This is a genomic window from Pseudomonas sp. VE 267-6A (genome assembly GCF_024126555.1).
In the GTDB taxonomy this organism is placed as follows: domain Bacteria; phylum Pseudomonadota; class Gammaproteobacteria; order Pseudomonadales; family Pseudomonadaceae; genus Aquipseudomonas; species Aquipseudomonas palmensis.
The window spans coordinates 167,203-185,279 of record NZ_JAMYBY010000012.1 but is presented as its reverse complement, the minus strand read 5'-3'; the positions used below and the strand labels follow the sequence as shown (position 1 = coordinate 185,279).

General features: G+C 67.5%; 17 protein-coding genes. 9 read left to right on the top strand and 8 right to left on the bottom strand.

What is annotated here, in order from left to right; translation table 11 throughout:
• Window positions 1-83 precede the first annotated feature (83 nt).
• Entirely contained in the window at window positions 84-1,154 is a 1,071-nt protein-coding gene (locus tag NJH59_RS16080) for a hypothetical protein (RefSeq protein WP_058540701.1), read from the top strand.
• Here the strand turns inward: NJH59_RS16080 and NJH59_RS16075 are convergent.
• A complete protein-coding gene (locus tag NJH59_RS16075) occupies window positions 1,143-1,589 on the bottom strand; it encodes a MarR family transcriptional regulator (RefSeq protein WP_043860537.1) in 447 nt (148 codons plus the stop codon). The two genes, NJH59_RS16080 and NJH59_RS16075, sit on opposite strands and share 12 nt — an antisense overlap.
• Before the next feature lie 131 nt (window positions 1,590-1,720).
• Here NJH59_RS16075 and aceE point away from each other — a divergent pair, with 131 nt between their 5' ends.
• Window positions 1,721-4,393, top strand: a complete 2,673-nt coding sequence (aceE, locus tag NJH59_RS16070; RefSeq protein WP_253087008.1) for a pyruvate dehydrogenase (acetyl-transferring), homodimeric type — start codon at window positions 1,721-1,723, stop codon at window positions 4,391-4,393.
• A gap of 107 nt (window positions 4,394-4,500) precedes the next feature.
• Here the strand turns inward: aceE and NJH59_RS16065 are convergent, their stop codons facing one another.
• Window positions 4,501-4,818, bottom strand: coding sequence for a DUF2388 domain-containing protein (locus NJH59_RS16065; RefSeq protein ID WP_043860539.1), 318 nt, complete (start codon window positions 4,816-4,818; stop codon window positions 4,501-4,503).
• A 156-nt stretch (window positions 4,819-4,974) separates the two neighbouring features.
• On the opposite strand from NJH59_RS16065, the gene NJH59_RS16060 reads away from it, so the two are divergent.
• The 3 genes from NJH59_RS16060 to NJH59_RS16050 are packed head-to-tail and all read left to right on the top strand — an operon-like array spanning window position 4,975 to window position 7,874.
• Window positions 4,975-6,033 carry an NAD(P)-dependent alcohol dehydrogenase gene (locus NJH59_RS16060; protein WP_058540721.1) on the top strand — a complete coding sequence of 353 codons (1,059 nt, stop codon included), beginning with the start codon at window positions 4,975-4,977 and terminating at the stop codon, window positions 6,031-6,033.
• Between the two features lie 37 nt (window positions 6,034-6,070).
• On the top strand, window positions 6,071-6,694 hold the full coding sequence (locus tag NJH59_RS16055; protein ID WP_043860541.1) for a glutathione S-transferase: 624 nt from the start codon (window positions 6,071-6,073) through the stop codon (window positions 6,692-6,694).
• On the top strand, window positions 6,672-7,874 hold the full coding sequence (locus NJH59_RS16050) for an MFS transporter (RefSeq protein ID WP_253087007.1): 1,203 nt from the start codon (window positions 6,672-6,674) through the stop codon (window positions 7,872-7,874). Before NJH59_RS16055 ends, NJH59_RS16050 begins: the two co-directional genes overlap by 23 nt.
• A gap of 279 nt (window positions 7,875-8,153) precedes the next feature.
• Here the strand turns inward: NJH59_RS16050 and NJH59_RS16045 are convergent, their stop codons facing one another.
• Window positions 8,154-9,044 carry a DMT family transporter gene (locus NJH59_RS16045; protein ID WP_253087006.1) on the bottom strand — a complete coding sequence of 297 codons (891 nt, stop codon included), beginning with the start codon at window positions 9,042-9,044 and terminating at the stop codon, window positions 8,154-8,156.
• Window positions 9,045-9,149: 105 nt separating this feature from the next.
• Between NJH59_RS16045 and NJH59_RS16040 the strand changes: the two genes are divergently transcribed.
• Complete coding sequence (locus tag NJH59_RS16040; protein ID WP_229589233.1) at window positions 9,150-10,481, top strand: PLP-dependent aminotransferase family protein; 1,332 nt, start codon at window positions 9,150-9,152, stop codon at window positions 10,479-10,481.
• Between the two features lie 10 nt (window positions 10,482-10,491).
• Here the strand turns inward: NJH59_RS16040 and NJH59_RS16035 are convergent, their stop codons facing one another.
• The 3 genes from NJH59_RS16035 to NJH59_RS16025 all read right to left on the bottom strand — a co-directional run bounded on the left by NJH59_RS16035 (window position 10,492) and on the right by NJH59_RS16025 (window position 15,036).
• Window positions 10,492-12,780 (bottom strand): TonB-dependent receptor, encoded by a 2,289-nt coding sequence (locus tag NJH59_RS16035; protein ID WP_253087005.1) that lies wholly within the window; start codon window positions 12,778-12,780, stop codon window positions 10,492-10,494.
• An 81-nt stretch (window positions 12,781-12,861) separates the two neighbouring features.
• A complete protein-coding gene (locus NJH59_RS16030) occupies window positions 12,862-13,980 on the bottom strand; it encodes an aryl-sulfate sulfotransferase (RefSeq protein ID WP_043860506.1) in 1,119 nt (372 codons plus the stop codon).
• A gap of 66 nt (window positions 13,981-14,046) precedes the next feature.
• Window positions 14,047-15,036 carry an ABC transporter substrate-binding protein gene (locus tag NJH59_RS16025; protein WP_058540693.1) on the bottom strand — a complete coding sequence of 330 codons (990 nt, stop codon included), beginning with the start codon at window positions 15,034-15,036 and terminating at the stop codon, window positions 14,047-14,049.
• A gap of 46 nt (window positions 15,037-15,082) precedes the next feature.
• On the opposite strand from NJH59_RS16025, the gene NJH59_RS16020 reads away from it, so the two are divergent.
• Together NJH59_RS16020 and NJH59_RS16015 are read left to right on the top strand one after the other, a co-directional pair.
• Window positions 15,083-16,210: a GlxA family transcriptional regulator gene (locus NJH59_RS16020; protein WP_253087004.1), complete on the top strand. Its 1,128-nt coding sequence runs from the start codon at window positions 15,083-15,085 to the stop codon at window positions 16,208-16,210.
• A gap of 27 nt (window positions 16,211-16,237) precedes the next feature.
• Complete coding sequence (locus NJH59_RS16015) at window positions 16,238-16,714, top strand: hypothetical protein (RefSeq protein ID WP_253087003.1); 477 nt, start codon at window positions 16,238-16,240, stop codon at window positions 16,712-16,714.
• Window positions 16,715-16,858: 144 nt separating this feature from the next.
• Here the strand turns inward: NJH59_RS16015 and NJH59_RS16010 are convergent, their stop codons facing one another.
• A complete protein-coding gene (locus NJH59_RS16010) occupies window positions 16,859-17,329 on the bottom strand; it encodes an FAD/FMN-containing dehydrogenase (RefSeq protein ID WP_210015218.1) in 471 nt (156 codons plus the stop codon).
• Window positions 17,330-17,442: 113 nt separating this feature from the next.
• Here NJH59_RS16010 and NJH59_RS16005 point away from each other — a divergent pair, with 113 nt between their 5' ends.
• The gene (locus NJH59_RS16005) at window positions 17,443-17,745 is read left to right on the top strand and encodes a hypothetical protein (protein ID WP_043860502.1); all 303 of its coding nucleotides are present in this window, start codon (window positions 17,443-17,445) and stop codon (window positions 17,743-17,745) included.
• Here the strand turns inward: NJH59_RS16005 and NJH59_RS16000 are convergent.
• A complete protein-coding gene (locus tag NJH59_RS16000; protein ID WP_043860501.1) occupies window positions 17,742-18,071 on the bottom strand; it encodes a hypothetical protein in 330 nt (109 codons plus the stop codon). The genes NJH59_RS16005 and NJH59_RS16000 overlap by 4 nt on opposite strands.
• Window positions 18,072-18,077 lie beyond the last annotated feature (6 nt).

Genomic DNA, 18,077 nt, shown 5'->3' with positions numbered 1-18,077 from the left:
GTGTCGACAGCATCTGATTGCATTTGCAATCAGATTGCAGTATCCCTTGCGCTTCTGCCAAGGACCGATCATGGAGCTGCCCCGTGGATTCACTGCCTGCCATCCCCCCTGCCCGACTGGCCGCCCACGCCTGCATTCGCAGCATCGAGGCCGGCCTGCCGTCGACCGGCGCAGCGTCGCACTCGCCACTTTTGCAGATTTTGCAGACCGTGCACCGCATCGAGCACGACCCGGCCGTGGCGGGCAACCTGTGGGTGATCAATGATCGCGCCGACAGCGCGAGCGAGGTGGTCAGCCCCTGGGGCATCTGGTTTCGCCAGCAGGCGCCCAGCCGCGAACGCCCGCTGATCTACCTCACCCAGTCGCCGAGCTCGGCCCGCGTGTCGATGCTGGCCGAGCAGATCGGCCACCGCGGCATCGTGTTCAACGACCTGGAATCGGCCGCCTCGCGCTGGCCCAAGGGCGCGCACCCGTGGCTGCCGTTGTGGCTGTCGGCCAACGCCCAGTGCCGCCCGTACGACCCCGCCAGCGCTGCCGAGGCCCAGGCCATCCTGCTGGCGGCGCTGGACGAGCTGTACGTACAGGGGCGCCACTGCTTCTACTACATGACCCTGCACGATCAGCCGCCGGCAGCCGATGAACCGGCACACGACGATTGCAGCGATGCATTCCTGGGCATGTACCCGTTGCAGCCCACCAGCGCTGCCCGCCCCCAGGTACGCCTGCTGGGCGCCGGCGCCATGCTCCGGGAGGTACGCGCCGCCGCGGTGCTGCTCGACACGCACTGGGGCATCGCCAGCCAGTTGTGGAGTTGCCCCAGCTACACGCGCCTGGCCCGTGACAGCGACGATGCCGCACGCTGGAACCGCCTGCACCCCGAGGCCGCGCCACGCAAGAGCTACCTGCAGTACTGCCTGATGTCGGCCAGCACGCCGGTGATCGCCGTGACCGGCTATGCCCAGCACATCGCCGACCAGCTTGCCCCGCATGTCACGGCGCCCTTCACCGCACTGGGCGCCGACAGCCTGGCGCCGGGCAACTGCCTGGATCGGCGCTGGATAACCTTCAGCGCGTTGCAGGCACTGGCCGGCCAGGGCCTGTTCGACACCCAGGCGCTACCCGCCGCACAGGCCCGGCTGGGCCTAGGCGAATGACGCCCGGGCCTTGAAGCTCGACTGTTCCAGCGCCTGGGCGAACAGCGCCTGTTGCTCGGGCGTGAACTGGCTCAGAAACAGCTCGTCCACTGCCTGCTTGTACACCGCCCACATGCGCTTGCGCAGCGCCTTGCCGCTGTCGGTGATGCACGCCAGGGCGCCGCGCCCGTCGCCCGCGACCTTCTTGCGCAACACATGCCCTTCGGCCTCCAGACGGTCGACCAGTCGGGTCAGGTTGTAACGCTCGATGGCCATCACATCGGCCAGCTCGTGCATGCGCCGGCAGCCATCTGGGCCGCTCTCGATGCCCCACAGCGCGTCATACCAGGCGTACACGGGCAGGCCTTGGTCGGCCAGGCGGCGTTCGATTTCGCGAATCAGGTTGCGGTGGGCGCGAATGAAGCTGAACCAGAGATCAGCGGTGGGTGCAGCCATGAGGGTTCCTCGGATCAAAGTTATTGCATTTGCAATCATACGGGGCGCATGCCTAGAATCAATTGCAAATGCAACTACTACCCGGCAGGCCTGCCGGCACTGCCCGCCACAACCCCGCATGAGGATTACCGATGCAACAGCAGCCCACTCTGTTGAACGACCCAGATCCCGAGCAGACCCAGGAATGGCTTGAGTCCCTGGCCACCGTTGTCGAGGTGGAGGGGCGCTCGCGTGCGCACTTCCTGATCGACCAGATGCTGGACCTGGACGTGTCGCTGCACGGCGACTTTCGTGGCCGCGTCAACACCCCCTACGTCAACACCATCGGCCCCGAGCGCGAACTGCCCTACCCCGGCGACCTGGCCACCGAGCAGCGCCTGAATGCCTATATCCGCTGGAACGCACTGGCCATGGTGCTGCGCGCCGGCAAGCATTCGGGGGTGGGCGGGCATATCGCCACCTACGCCTCGGCGGCGGTGCTGTATGACGTGGGCTTCGATCATTTCTTTCGCGGGCGCACCGCGCAGTTTGCCGGCGACATGGTGTACATCCAGGGCCACTCGGCGCCGGGTATCTATGGCCGGGCCTACCTCGAAGGGCGCCTGAGCGAAGCGCAGCTGGACAACTTTCGCCGCGAGACCGACCGCGATGGCGTGTCGTCCTACCCGCACCCGCGGCTGATGCCCGAGTTCTGGCAGTTTCCCACCGTGTCCATGGGCCTGGGGCCGATCACCGCGGCCTACCAGGCGCGCTTCATGCGCTACATCGAAGACCGCGACCTCACCCCACGCCAGGGCCGCAAGGTGTGGGCGTTTCTCGGTGACGGCGAAATGGATCAGCCCGAGTCGCTGGCGGCCATCTCGCTGGCCGGGCGCGAAAAACTCGACAACCTGATCTTCGTGGTCAACTGCAACCTGCAGCGCCTGGACGGCCCGGTACGTGGCAACGCCAAGGTGATCCAGGAATTCGAGAGCCTGTACCGTGCTGCCGGCTGGAACGTGATCAAGGTGGTGTGGGGCAGCGGCTGGGATGCGCTGCTGGCCAGGGACAGCAGCGGCATCCTGCGCCAGCGCATGATGGAGTGCGTGGACGGCGAGTATCAGACCTACAAGTCGCAGAACGGCGCCTACGTGCGCGAGCACTTCTTCGGCAAGTACCCGGAACTGCTGGCGATGGTCAGCGACCTGAGCGATGACGACATCTGGAAGCTGGCTCGCGGCGGGCACGACCCGGTCAAGGTGTACAACGCCTACGCGGCGGCCGTGCGTCACACGGGGCGGCCAACGGTGATCCTGGCCAAGACCGTCAAGGGCTTCGGCATGGGCGAAGCCGGCGAAGGCCAGAACATCAACCACCAGTTGAAGAAGATGGGCGACGAGGCGGTCAAGGCCTTCCGCGACCGCTTCGGCCTGGACCTGAGTGATGAGCGCCTCGGCGAGATCCCCTACCTCAAGCCCGCCCCCGACAGCGCCGATGCGCGCTACCTGCAGGTGGCCCGTGATCGCCTGGGCGGGCATGTGCCGGCGCGCCAGGCCAGGGTCGAGCCGTTGCAGGTACCGGCCCTGGAGGCCTTCGACAGCCAGCTCAAGGGCACCGGTGACCGTGCCATCTCCACCACCATGGCGTTCGTGCGCATTCTCGGCACCCTGCTCAAGGACCCGCAGGTCGGCCGCCTCGTCGTACCGATCGTGCCCGACGAATCACGCACCTTCGGCATGGAGGGGCTGTTCCGCCAGATCGGCATCCACTCCCATGTGGGCCAGCTGTACACGCCGCAGGATGCCGGCACGCTCAGCTACTACAAGGAGAGCACCGACGGCCAGATCATGCAGGAAGGGCTCAACGAGTCCGGCGCCACCTCGTCGTGGATTGCCGCCAGCACCGCCTACGCCAACCATGGCGTGATGACCCTGCCGTTCTATATCTTCTATTCGATGTTCGGCTTCCAGCGAGTGGGCGACCTGCTGTGGGCGGCGGGCGATGCGCGCGCACGGGGGTTTCTGCTGGGCGCCACCAGCGGGCGCACCACGCTCATGGGCGAAGGCTTGCAGCATGACGACGGGCACAGCCACGTGATGTCGGCCACCGTGCCGTGCTGCGTCTCCTACGACCCCACCTATGCCTACGAACTGGCGGTAATCATCCAGGACGGCATGCGCCGCATGTATGCCGAGCAGGAGGACGTGTACTACTACATCACCGTGCTCAACGAGAACTACGTCCACCCGGCCATGCCCGAAGGCGCCGAGCAAGGCATTCTCAAGGGGCTGTACCGCCTGCCGGTGGAAAAACCGCCGCAGGGCGAGCGGCATGTGCAGTTGATGGGCAGCGGTTCGATTCTGAATGAGGTGCTGGCGGCGGCGGATATTCTGCAGCGCGATTTCGGCGTCAGCAGCGAGGTTTGGAGCGCCACCAGCCTGACCGAGGTGCGGCGCGAGGCGCAGGCGGTGGAGCGCTGGAACCTGCTGCACCCGCTGCAGGCGCCGAAGACGCCATACATCGAAACGCTGCTGCAGGGGCATGCGGGGCCGGTGGTGGTGGCCACGGACTACATGAAGATCCATGCCGACCAGATCCGGCCGTGGGTGACCGGGAGGCGTTTCGTGGCCTTGGGCACCGACGGCTTCGGCCAGTCGGACACACGCGAGGCGCTGCGCCGGCATTTCGAGGTGGACCGCCAGTTCATCGTGCTGGCGGCGCTGAATGCGCTGGCGGCGGACGGGGTGATCGAGCGCGAGGTGGTGGCCGGGGCGATCGAAGCGCTGGGCATCGACCCTGGCAAGGTTGATCCGGCTTCAGTCTGATAGATCGCGGCGTACCCATCGCGGGTCAAGCCCGCTCCCACAAAGACCATGAAGATCCCTGTGGGAGCGGGCTTGACCCGCGATGGGCTCACCTTGCCTGCGGCGCCTTACTGCCCCGCCCCCAGCTCATCCTGGGTCAGTATCGCCTTGGCCAGGTCTTCGTCACTGGCCTGCAACCCCGGGTTCTGCTGACGGATACGCTGCAGCATCGACTCCAGGTACACACCGCGAATTTCGCCGCCGCTGGCGATGAACGTCGAAGCATCATCGCGCGCCGGAATCACCAGCTTGTCGTCCTTGAAGGTCGAGTACAACGAGGCGGAAACCCCGGCGGAGGTGGCGACATCGCGACCATCCACACGGGCCAGGGCCGTGCCCAAAGGCAGGCAGAGCACAAGGGAAGAAACCAGCAGTAAACGGCGCATGACGATGCCTCCGTGATGGGGGGGGAACCTACATTCATTAGGATAGGCCCCCCAGGCCAAGAGTTCCCGCCAATATCCCTACCCGCCCACCGAAGCCCGCCATGCTGGCTATATTGAAACCCTGGTCCCCATTCCCGAGCGTGACGAGAGGTGAACATGTACACCATTGGCTATGCAGCGCAGCACCGCGAAGCACCGCTGGCACCCTTCAAGTTCGAACGCCGCGCCCTGCGCCCCAACGACGTGGCGATGCAGATCCTGTACTGCGGCGTATGCCACTCCGACCTGCACCAGGCCCGCGACGACTGGGGTTTCAGCCGCTACCCGATCGTGCCAGGCCACGAGATCGTCGGGCGCGTGACCGAGGTGGGCAGCCAGGTCACCCGCTACAAGGTCGGTGACGCCGTGGCGGTGGGCTGCATGGTCGACTCCTGCCAGCAGTGCGACCAGTGCCGCAAGGGCGAGGAACAGCTGTGCCGCGAGAACAACACGCAAACCTACAACAGCCTGGACCGCATCACCCGCGAACCCACCTACGGCGGCTATTCCAAGCACCTTGTAGTGCGCGAGGAGTTCGTGCTGCGCGTGCCCGACGGCCTGGACCTGGCCAAGGCCGCGCCGCTGCTGTGCGCCGGCATCACCACCTACTCGCCGCTGCGCACCTGGAATGCCGGGCCCGGCAGCCGCGTCGCGGTCATCGGCCTGGGCGGGCTGGGGCACATGGCCGTGAAGCTGGCGGCGGGCCTGGGTGCCGACGTCACGGTGCTCAGCCGCACCCCCGACAAACTCGATGATGCGCGGGCGCTGGGCGCCGACAAGCTGCTGGTGTCGTCCGACGCCAAGGCCATGGCCGCCGCGCGCTCCAGCTTCGACCTGATCATCGACACGGTGCCGGTGCGCCATGACGTGTCGCCCTACATGTCGCTGCTGGACGTGGACGGCACCCTGGTGATCGTCGGCCAGGTGGGGCCGATCGACGAACAACTGACCGTGCCGTTCATCCTCGGCCGGCGGCGCCTGGCCGGCTCGCCGATTGGCGGGATTGCGCAAACCCAGGAGATGCTCGACTTCTGCGCGAAGAAGAACATTCTGCCGGAGTGTGAAATGATCCGCATGGACCAGATCAACGAGGCGTTCGAACGCATGCAGCGCTCCGATGTGCGCTACCGCTTCGTGATCGACATGGCCTCGCTCGACGACACCACCGGCGCCTGACGCGCCTCACTCCCCTACCGAACCACAAGGGCCTCCCATGCTGCAGATACTCGGCAAAGCTTCCTCCATCAATGTACGCAAGGTGCTATGGGCCTGCACCGAGCTGGGTATCGCCTTCGAGCGCGAGGACTGGGGCTCGGGCTTCAGGTCCACCTTCAGCCCGCAGTTCCTGGCCCTGAACCCCAACGCCATGGTGCCGGTGATCAAGGACGGCGACTTCGTGCTGTGGGAGTCCAACAGCATCCTGCGCTACCTGGCCAACCAGTACCACGGGCAGCACCTCTACCCCGCCGAGCCCCGGGTGCGCGCACGGGTGGACCAGTGGATGGACTGGCAGGCCACCGACCTCAACAAGTCCTGGACCTACCCCTTCCTGTCGCTGGTGCGCCATTCCCCCGACCATCAGGACCCCGAGGCACTGGCGGCGGCATGCAGGCAGTGGACCACCAACCTGCAGATCCTCGACCGCCAGCTCGAATCGACCGGCGCCTACGTCAGTGGCCAGGACTTTTCACTGGCGGACATCGCCATCGGCCTGTCGGTCAATCGCTGGTTCGAAACCCCGCTGGAGCATCCGGATTTTGCAGCGGTTCGGGCATACTACGAGCGTCTGACCGAACGCGAAGGGTTTGTCATCCATGGAAGAAACGGTACCCCGTAACGCCACCGCCACCACCGAAACCTCGGTGCGCCGCCGCTCGCTGCTGGCCGGCTGCAGCGCCCACGCGGTGCACGACGGACTCACCGACGTGATCTACGTGCTGCTGCCGCTGTGGCAGGCGCAGTTCGGCCTCAGCCTGGCCCAGGTGGGCCTGTTGCGCGGGGCCTATTCCGGGATGATGGCCGGCTTTCAGCTGCTGGCCAGCCGCGCGGCCCGGCGCTTTGGCCGCGAGCGCCTGCTGGTGGGCGGCACGCTGCTGGCCGGCGTGGCCTACCTGGTCGCCGGCCAGGCCACCGGCCTGGGTGTGCTGCTGGTGGCGCTGATGCTGGGCGGGCTGGGCGCCAGTACCCAGCACCCGCTGGCCTCCTCGATGATCACCGACAGCCACGCGGCGGGCGGCGGGGTCAAGCAGGCGCTGTCGCACTACAACTTCGCGGGCGATATCGGCAAGGCGGTCATTCCGGGCCTGATGGGCGTGCTGCTGGTGGCCGTCAGCTGGCGTACCGGTGCAACGCTGCTGGGCGTGCTGGGTGTGGCTGCGGCGGTGTTGCTGTGGTGGCTGATCCCCTCCCGGGCCCAGGCCCTGGCGGCGGGCGGCAAGGCGCCGAAGCTGGCCACCGGAAACGGCTCGCCGGGCGGCCTGCGTGCCCTGCTGATGCTGGGCATGCTCGACAGCGCGGTGCGCATGGGGTTTCTGACCTTCCTGCCGTTTCTGCTCAGGCTCAAGGGCGCCGGCACCGCCGGTATCGGCCTGGCGCTGACGCTGCTGTTCGTGGGCGGGGCCTTCGGCAAGCTGCTGTGCGGCTACCTGGGCGCACGCATCGGCCTGCTGAAAACTGTCTCGCTCACCGAAGCGGGGACTGCACTGTTGATCGTGCTGGCGGTGGTGCTGCCGTATTCGGCCACGCTGGTGATGCTGCCGTTGCTGGGCCTGGCGCTGAACGGCACCTCGTCGGTGCTGTATGGCGTGGTGCCGGAGCTGGCGGCTGCCGGCAAGCACGAGCAGGCCTTCGCGCTGTTCTACACCGGCACCATCGGTGGCGGCGCGCTGGCACCGGTGGTGTTCGGGCGGCTGGGGGACGTTACCGGGGTGCCCACGGCGGTGGTGGTGCTGGCGGCCACGCTGCTGCTCACGCTGCCGCTGGCGTGGCGGGTGAACAAGGGCTTGGTGGCAGAATAGAAAAGAAGGCGCGGGAGTCTCGGCGCCTTCCTGGTTCTGTGCGGGGTGTGGCGGGGGTTACAGGGGGGAGATGGTACCCAGTGCTCCGATTGCGAAGGCCAATACCAGAAAGCCGAATACAAAAATTGCCATCTTGCCCATGGGAGCTCCTAACTGAGGGGGTGCGGCTGTCGAAGGCCACATTGTCTGCCCCCTTCTGATCTGGAAACAGATGCAGCTAGCGAGGCAAAAAGCGGATCAGATGAGTTCGGCTCAAAAGCCCAGGCTGGACGCAACCGTCTACCGCGCCCACCGCCTCGCCCCCGCCACACACAGGATCACCCCCACCGTCACCCCCAGCATACCCGGGCTGACCTGCTCGCCCAGCAACCCCGCCGCCAAGGCCAGGCCAAAGAACGGCTGCAGCAGCTGCAACTGCCCCACCGCCGCAATCCCGCCCTGGGCCAGGCCGCGGTACCAGAACACGAAACCGATCAGCATGCTGAACAGCGACACATACCCCAGGCTCACCCACGCCGGCAGGCTGATACCCGCGAACGTCGACGGCGCCAGGTACCAGGTCAGCACCAGCATCACCGGCAACGACACCAGCAGCGCCCAGCAGATCACCTGCCAACCGCCCAGCGCCCGCGACAACCGCGCCCCCTCGGCATAACCCAGGCCGCACACCACCACCGCCAGCAGCATCAGCAGGTCACCCTGGGGCGACGCCGCCAAGCCCTGCGACAACGCAAAGCCCACCACCATCAAGCACCCCAGCACCGAAAACAGCCAGAACACCGGGCGCGGGCGCTCGCCCCCGCGCAGCACGCCAAACACCGCGGTGGCCAGCGGCAGCATGCCGATGAACACGATCGAATGCGCCGAGGTCACGTACTGCAGGGCCAGCGCGGTCAGCAGCGGAAACCCCACCACCACCCCAAGCGACACCACGATCAAGGGCATTACCTGAGCCCGGGTCGGGCGCGGTTGCCTGAGCAGCATCAGCAAGGCCAGCGCCAGCACACCGGCAATGGCGGCACGCGCCACGGTGAGGAACACCGGGTCGAATTCCAGCACCGCCAGGCGCGTGGCCGGCAAGGAGCCGCTGAAAATCACCACGCCGATCAGGCCGTTGATCCAGCCACGGGTGGTGTCGTCCAGGGTACGAGGTTTGAGAGTCTGTTCCATTGAAGTCACGCTCGACAGGTTGCAGGGGTAAGGGCACGCTTGCCAAAAACCATGCTAGGGCCGACGATCAGCACAATCAAAAAATCGTCATGGATACATCTGCACATGCCTCGTTCGCGCTACAAGGCCCTGGTCGACACCTTCGCCGCCGACATTCGTGACGGCAGGCTCGCCCCTGGCACCCGCCTGCCCACCCACCGTCACCTGGCCGCGACCCATGGCCTGGCCCTGGTCACCGCGTCACGGGTATATGCCGAACTCGAGCAGATGGGCCTGGTGAGCGGCGAGACCGGGCGCGGCACCTTCGTGCGCGAAACCTCGCTGCCGCCCGACCTGGGCGTCGACCAGCAGGTGGTGGCCGCCGGCATGGCCGACCTGAACTTCAACTACCCGGCATTGCCCGGCCAGGCCGACCTGCTGCGCAGCGGCTTGCGCCAGCTGGCACTGAGCGGCGACCTGGAGGCGCTGCTGCGCTACCAGCCCCATGCCGGGCGCGCCCATGAACGCGCCTGCATCGCCCGGCACCTGCTCGGTTGCGGGCTCGAGGTGAATCCAGAGCAGGTACTGATCGTCAGCGGCGCCCAGCACGGGTTGGCCGTGGTGCTGATGGCCCTGCTGCAGCCCGGCGACGTGATCGCGGTCGACGCCCTCACCTACTCCGGGTTCAAGGTGCTGGCCGAGGCGTTGCGCCTCGAAATGCTGCCGGTTCCGGTCACGCCCCACGGGCCGGACCTCGGCGCCCTGCAGCGGCTGTGCCGCAGCCGCCCGGTACGCGCGGTGTACAGCATGCCCACGCTGCACAACCCGCTGGGCTGGGTGATGAGCCTGGAGCAGCGCGAACAACTGGTGTCGATTGCCCGCACCCACAACCTGCACCTGATCGAGGACGCCGCCTACGCCTTCCTGGCCGACGACGCGCCGCCGCCCCTGGCCCAGCTGGCACCGGAGCGCACGCTGTACGTGTCAGGCCTGTCGAAGAACGTCGCCACCGGCCTGCGCGTGGGCTTCATTGCCGCGCCGCCGCACCAGGTTGCCGCGCTGGAGCGCTCCATTCGCGCCACCACCTGGAACACCCCCGGGGTGATGACCGCCATTGCCTGCGCCTGGATCGAGGACGGCACGGTGGAGCGCCTGGAAGCCGAGAAGCGCGCCGATGCCCAGGCCAGGCAGGCCATCGCCCGCGAAGTACTGGCGGGCATGCCCTGCGTCACCCACCCCACTTCGTACTTTCTGTGGCTACCGCTGGCCGATGACGCCCGCGCCGAACAGATCGCCGCCGCCCTGATGCGCGAACAGGTGGCGGTGTCCACCGCGCAGCCGTTCGCCACCACCAGTCACGTGCCGCGTGCACTCAGGCTGGCGCTGGGCTCGGTGGACCTGGACACGCTGCGCGCGGCGCTGGCGAAGGTACGCTGGGTGGTGCAGGCGTACTCCTGAAGCCCACGCCTCAGAAGTCGTAGCGTGCACTCATGCCCAGGGTGCGCGGCGTACCCAGCACCCCGGTGTAGGCGCCGTTGGGCGAGTTCCACAGGGTGGTGTAGTAGGTCTTGTCGAAGGCGTTCTTCAGCCACAGCGACACGTCCCACTGGCCCTGGCCCCAGTCGCCGCGCACCCCCGCCGACAGGTTGACCAGCGCATACCCCGGCAACTGCGCCAGGCGCGAATCGTCCACCGTGCCCACCGCCTGCGAGCGCCAGGCGTAGTTGCCGTTCACGTAGGGTTGCAGGCCGTTGTCCAGGTCCCACTGGTAGCTGGCGCTGGTGTTGGCAATCCATTTGGCCGCGCCCACCACGTTATGCCCGCTGAGGTCGCAGGCGGCCGGGGCGCCGGGGCGCAAGGCCACCTCCGCCGGGCATGGGGCGTTGTCGTAGGACAGGTAGCGCACATCGTTCCACGAGCCGTTCAGGCTCAGGGTCAGGCCACGACTCACCCGCCAGGTACTGTCCAGCTCAAGGCCACGGCTGCGCACGCTGCCGGCGTTGGTCAGGTAGCTGGTGAGGTTGGCGTCGTCGTAGGCGTTGGTCTGGTAGCCGTGCACAATCGTCCAGAACAGGTTGGCATTGAGTTGCAGGCGCTGATCCAGCAGCGTGGTCTTGATGCCCAGTTCGGCGTCGTTGGCCCGTTCGCTGCCGATCAGCAGCGAGTCGGCGCCGGCCACCGGGGCGCTGGCCACGCTGAGGTTGACCCCGCCGGACTTCTCCCCGTGGGACAACGAGCCATACGCCAGTACCTGGTCGTTCACCCGCCAGGCCAGGCTGGCCAGCGCCGACGGGCTGAAGCTGTAGAGGCTGAGGTCGCCCGAATCATAGGCGCCGACACGCCCCTGCCTTACCGCTGCCGCCGCCCCCGTCACGCTCGCGCCACCCACCGGGGCATCGCGCGTCACCCTGGCCTGCTTGCGCTCGTAGGTACCGCGCAGGCCCAGGCTCAGGTCCAGGCGCGGGGTCAGGTGCCAGGTGCCCTGGGCAAAGGTGGCGAAACTGTCGGTGTCGATGCTGCCGTGGCCCACGCTGTTCACATCGTTCAATGCGCCCTGCGGGGTGCCGTTCCAGGTGTCGGCCAACGGCCCGTACTCGGTGAACACGCGGTTCTGCATCTGCTGGCCGAAGTAATAGCCGCCCACCACGTAATCGAACCGCTCACCCAGCGGCGAGGCCAGGCGCAGCTCTTGCGAATACTGCTTGTCGCGGGCCGACTGGCCGACGTTGTGCATCACGTCCACGTTCAGTTCGTCGTCGTTGCGCGGGGTGAAGTCCCACCAGCGGTAGGCGCTGATCGACGTCAGCGTGAAGCCATCGGCCAGCCCCCAGTTCGCCTCCAGCGAGGTGCCGCCCTGGAACACCGTGACACGCTGGTCGGCATCGAGGTTGACCCTGCGCCCGTCGACCAGCGTCGCGCCCACCGCCTGGGCCCGCTGTTCATAGCGGTTGACCCCGTTGATGGTCGGCCCGGTGCTGAACAGCGAGCGCGTGCCGGCGCTGGAGTGCTCCTCGTTGTAGTCGCCAATCCAGCGCAGGCTGAAGTCTTCCTGCGGCTTGAACAGCAACTGCCCGCGAAAGCCCTGGCGTCGGCCGCCGCCCAGGGTGTCGCCGTCGAACCGGTTCTCCACGTAGCCGTTCTCGTCGGTGCGGTAGGCCGCCACCCGCCCGGCCAGCGTGTCGGTCAACGGCCCCGACACACCGCCCTGCACCTGCCGGTAGCCGTCCTCGCCCAGCGACGTCGACACGTTGCCCTGCGGGGTGAAGGTGGGCTGGCGGGTGGCGATGTTGAGCACCCCGGCCGTGGTGTTCTTGCCGAACAGGGTGCCTTGCGGGCCGCGCAGCAAGGCGATCTGCTCGATGTCCAGCAGGTCGAACACGGCCATGCCGGGGCGGCCCAGGTAGACGTTGTCGAGGTAGATCCCGGCGCTGCCCTCCAGGCCGTCACTGGCCGGGTTGTTGCCCAGCCCGCGGATCGACAGGCTCGACTGGCGCGGGTTCATGAACGCCACGTTGACGCTGGGCATGGCCTGTTGCAGGTCCTGCAGGCGATACAGGCGCTGGGCCTCCAGGGCCTGGGCGCCCAGCACGCTCATGGGGGTGGGCACGTGCTGCGCCTCTTCGCTGCGCCGGCGCGCCTCGACCGTCACCGGGGCAAGGGTCGGGGCGTCGGTGGGGGCCGGCTCAGTGGCTGACGCAGGCAGTGACAGCAGGCCCAGTGCGGCCAGGCACAGGGGGCGTGGATAAGGCAGCTTCATCATCGATTCCTTTGGGGGTATGGCGGTACCTCGCTGCGCGTGGTGTGCGTGAGCGTGAGGGTGGGTGCTGGTGCGCTGTGTTCAGGCTTTCAGCCAGGGAATGTCGTCGCGCTGGTAACGGTGCGCGCGGAAGATCGCGTTGTTCTCGCCCGGCAGGTAGCGGCGCGAGGCCGCATCGGGGTAGGCGGCAAAATGCGGGTTGATGTACTCCCACACCACCTCGCCGGCCGGCGTCACTTCGAACAGGCGGCCGAAATTGGCCTCGGTGATCAGCGTGTTGCCGTTGTGCAGGCGCTGCGCACCGCCCATGAACGGGGTGAAGAAGGCGTAGCCGGGGGTATCGGCGTACTGCCATTCGATGCGCCGGGTCAGCGGGTCGATCTCCAGGATGCGCGAGTGCGGCATCGACACGTGGGGCCGCGAAATACCGTTGTCGAACACCAGGATGCGGCCGTTCTCCAGCTCGCTCGGGCAATGCTGCTGCGCCACCAGATCGTGGCCCAGACGCCACAGCACCTCGCCGCTGCCGCGCTGCACGGCGATCACCGACGACACGCTGCGCAGGCTGAGGATCACCTTGCCATCGCGACCCGGGGTCACCGCGTTGGTCATGGGCCAGTGGTAGCGCTCGAAGGTGTCGTGCAGCGGGTAGTCCTCGGGGCGCAGGTGCTCCCAGCTGCGCCACTCCCACACCACCTGGCCCTGGCGATCCACCTCCTTGACCACATCGGCATAGATCACCCCGCCCGCCGCCTCGCTGCCGGGAATACCGCCCACCACGCGGCTGGCCAGCTCGGGGCTCAGGGGCTCGACCGTGGTGTACAGCAGGTGGCCGTTGTCCAGCCACTGGGCATCGTGGTGGTGCAGCAGGTCGGTGTGCTGCCACACCACCTCGCCTTGCGCGGTGACTTCACTGAAGGCGCCGCCGTGCCACACCGACCAGCCGGGGAACAGCTCGGGGGAGTCGGGGTGGTTGCCGTTGTAGCCCAGGTTGCCGTTGGGCAGTATCACCGCGTCGCGACCGGGGCGCTGGGGCAGCTTCCAGCGGTGTACCACTTCGCCGTCCAGGTCGATCAGGAACACGTTGCCGTCGGCGGTCTGCGGTGCGAACAGGGTATAACCCCCGGCGCTGCGGGCGTGGTCCACGGCAACCAGGCCGGTCCTGTGGCGTTTGAGGGTCGGGGTGTGCAGGGCAGTCATGAGGTTTCTCCGGGTGAGTGGTGCCCTGCCGACGGCAGGTCGGCATGGCAGGTCGAGTTGAAGTGTTTAGTCAGGTTGTGGCAGCAAACTGTTGAAACGGCTATCGAATACCTGTTCAACCCGCAGCGGTTTGGGGATCAGGCGCTCGGCGGCGAAGGCATCGGCCAGGCGTTGCTGCAAGGCGATGATCGAAGGGTCGATGGGCACATAGCGCAGGTGCTGGTGCGCCAGCATCTCGCGCACCAGCTCAAGGGGCAGGCGCGTGCTGCCTGCCAGCGCCTGGGCCCAGGCATCCGGGTGGGCGGTGGCCCAGGCCTGCGCCCTGGCCAGGCGCACCATCAGCTCGCCCAGCTGTCGAGCACGCTGCGGGTCGGCCAGGGCCTGGCCGCTGGCGACCGTGAAGTTAAGGCCGGTCTCGGGCCAGGCCGAGCCGTCCACCAGCACCCGGGCGCCGTGGGCGGTGGCCTGCCCGACAAAGGGGTACCACACCGCCCAGGCGTCCAGATGGTCACTGGCAAAGGCGTTTTGCGCATCGATGGGGCTGGCATAGGCGATCTTCACCTCGCGAGGGCTCAGCCCGGCCTGGCGCAGCGCGGCCAGCAGCAGGTAGTGGCCGCTGGAGCCCTTGGCCACCGCCACGCGCCGGCCCTTGAGGTCGGCCACCTGTTGCACCGTCGAGCCTTGTGGCAGCAGCAGCGCATTGTTGTTCTGGGCGCCGTCGGCCACGCCGATGATACGGATGTCGAAACCACCGGCCTGGGCAAACACCGGCGGCGCATTGCCCACCACCCCCACATCCACCGCCCCGGCACTCAGCGCCTCGAGCAAGGCCGGGCCGGCCGGGAACGGGTGCCAGCTCAGGGGCAAGGTAGGAGTCTGGGCCTCCCCGGCGGCCTGCAGCAGGGTTTGTACCAGCCCGCTCTGGTCGCCGACCCGCAGCGCGGCAGGTGCGGCGCTGACGGCCTGGGCCAGCACCATGCCGGCGCACAGCGCCACGGCGCGCAAGGTGGTGCGGCGGGCGTGCAGGTGCTTGGCAGCAGCAGCGAATAACGGCATTGTCGTCCCCTTGTTTCGTGTTGAACCCAGTATGTCGAGGCCCCCCGTGCAACTCCATGCCAAACACCCCTCCTTTGCTGCCACGCCACCCGCGCCCCGCGCGGTGGTGGTGCTGGGTTTCGACGATGCGTTGCTGCTCAATGCGGCCGGCCCGCTGGAGGTGTTCGGCGCCGTGCCGCGCCTGCTGGCCGGCGCGTTCGCACAGCACCCGCCCTATCGCCTGGTACTGGCCTCGCCCGAGGGCGGCCTGATCAGCACGGTGTCGGGCATCGAGGTGATGACCCGTTCACTGGCGCAGCTGGACCTGGATCTGCGCGACATCGACACCCTGATCGTGGCCGGCGGCCCTGGGGTGGCCGCACTGGAAGCAGACCCGCGCGCGTGCGACTGGCTGCGCCGGCGCCATGGGCAGATTCGCCGGCTGTGCTCGGTGGGCACGGGCACCTTCGCGCTGGCGGCTGCGGGCCTGCTCGATGGCCGTCGGGTGGTGACCCACTGGAAGTTCAATGACGAGTTGCAGGCGCGCTACCCCAGCGTGCAGTGCCAGCCCGACGCGCTGTACCTGAATGACGCCAACCTGTGGACCTGCGGCGGCGCCACGGCGGGCATCGACCTGGCGCTGGCACTGGTGGAGCAGGACCTCGGCCCCCACGCGGCCCTGGCGCTGGCACGCTACTTCACGGTGTTTCTGTGGCGCTCGGCCGGGCAACCGCAGCTCAGTGCCTCGTTGCAGGCACAGTCCAACGCGCTGCGCACCGCACCGGATGTGCGCCTGGCCCGGCTGCATGCCTGGATCGCCGCCAATCTGGATGGCGACCTGCGGGTGGAGCGCCTGGCCGAGCAGTTCGGCATGAGCCCGCGGCATTTTGCCCGGGCCTATGTGGCGGCCACGGGTGACACGCCGGCCCAGGCGGTGGAAACATTGCGCCTTGAAGCGGCGTGCCGCCTGCTGGAGACCACCCGCGAGCCGATCAAGCGCATTGCCGAAACCGTCGGCTTCGGCCGCGAAGAACGCATGCGCCGGGTGTTTCAGAAAGAGCTGGGCACCAGCCCGCTGGGTTATCGTACCCAGGCCAGGGCCCCGCAACCGGGCGTGCCCGTGCCGGTGGCCGGCCAGACCGGCTACCGCCATGTGGAGCGGCCGGGCATCGCGCTGGAGCATCTGGCGCAGTAGATTCGGATTGTCGAGAACGGAGTGATCATGAAAGTTCTGTATACCCTGCTTGCCCTGCTGGCGTTGAGCGGACTGGGTGGCACTGCCTATGCCAAGGCACCGGCAGCAGAGGCGGCGCGCGAGTTCGTGGTCAAGAGCCAGGCCGGGGCCAACCTGGGGCCGATTGCGCTGTCGGCGGCCATGCGCACCAACACCTACGGCCTGCTGACTGCGCAGGTCGGCAGCCAGCAAGCGGAAAAGAGCGTGACGGCGGCCATCAAGGGGTTGCTGCCCAAGTACCAGCCGCAGTGGGACCAGCACCTGGTCGAGGCCTACAGCCAGTCGTTTTCGGCGAAGGAGCTGGCGTCACTGGCCAGCGAAGGTCGCGAATCCAAGTATGCCGACAAGGTGATGACCAAGCAGCCAGACATCGGCAAGGCCATGCAGGCCAGTGCCAGGCCGGTGCTGATCGAACTGGTGACCGAAGCGTTGAAGGTGGCGGTGGCGGCGCATCCGGTGAAGTGAGGGGCGTAGGTGCCTGCCTGCTGGTGCTGCGCACCCGATCGCGGGTCAAGCCCGCTCCCACAGGTTTGCGCTGCTTCTGTGGGAGCGGGCTTGGCCCGCGATCCCAGTGCGCGGTTTCGTGAACGATGAACTCAGCGGGGATCTTCAACGCGCCTTCACCTCGGCCAGCGCCTCGCGCAGTGCCTGTGCATCGGCCACTTCCTGCTTGGCCGTCACGCGCCCGTGCTCCAGTTGCAGCAACAGCACCGTGTCCTCGGCGCCCGGGTAACGCGAGGCCACCCGCCCCTCGCGGTCCAGCAGCACGCGGTAGCTGTAGTCGCGCATGGCCGGGATGGCGAACAGCTTGGCGATCAGCGCCGGCATGCGCTGCACGTCGGCGACAAACACACCCTTGCGCGCCTCCAGGTAGCCCTTGGGCTGCCCCTCCAGCACCGCCTTGACCAGCTTGCCACCCTCCATGCTGCGCGCCACCAGCACCAGGGCCGTGTCGTCGTTTAGGGTATACGGCTGCTCGAACTGGTCGAGCAGGGTCCACGGGGCCACGCGCTCGCCCACCTCAAGCGCCTGGGCAACGATGGGCATCAGGCCCAGCAACAGCACGATCAGCACTCTCACACCACACCTCGTTCATTGGGCTTCGACAAGCCGGCGACTATAGCGCGACTCAGGCAGGCGAAGACATCGCCCGCGCCACCGCATAAAGTGACGCTTTTTTCCGGGAGGTATGGATGAACGCGCCCACTGACCACACCCTCACCGCCCGCGAGGTGTGCCAGCAGCTACGTGACGCCGCCCTGGGGCTGGCCAGCCTGCAGTGCCTGCAGGCGCAACCGGCCAGTGGCGTGATGCAGGTGCAGATCGACGGCTGGCAGTTGAGCCTGGATGTCGAACACGGCCACCTGCACCACTGCCAGCGTTGCCAGAGCCCGGATGGCCGGGTGTACGAGCCTGGCTTGCGCTACGGCACCGACCCGGTCTACCTGCTCAGCACCTGGGAACTGGCCCGGATCGAGCGCCTGCTCGGCGCCTAGCGCTGCGCCATGGCATGGCGCGCGCACTGTTCGTAGTAGGTCTGCTTGATGGCTGGCGGCTTGAGCCGCGAGCGGCTGTTGTAGGTCTGTTCGGTAATGCCCATGGCCGTCATGCGCATCCACGGCTTGGGGAACTTGCGCGATTGCAGGCGCTTGCGCGCGGCATACAGCGTGACCCCGGACAGCTTGGACTGCTGCGCGCCGGCGGCAATCTCCGAACCCCAGCTGCACACGAAGCGATCATTCTTGTTCAGCGCCTTGGCGTGCGTCGCCAGCGAGAAGGTGGCCAGTGCGCACACGGCCACGGTCATCACGAAACCTCGCATGAAGTC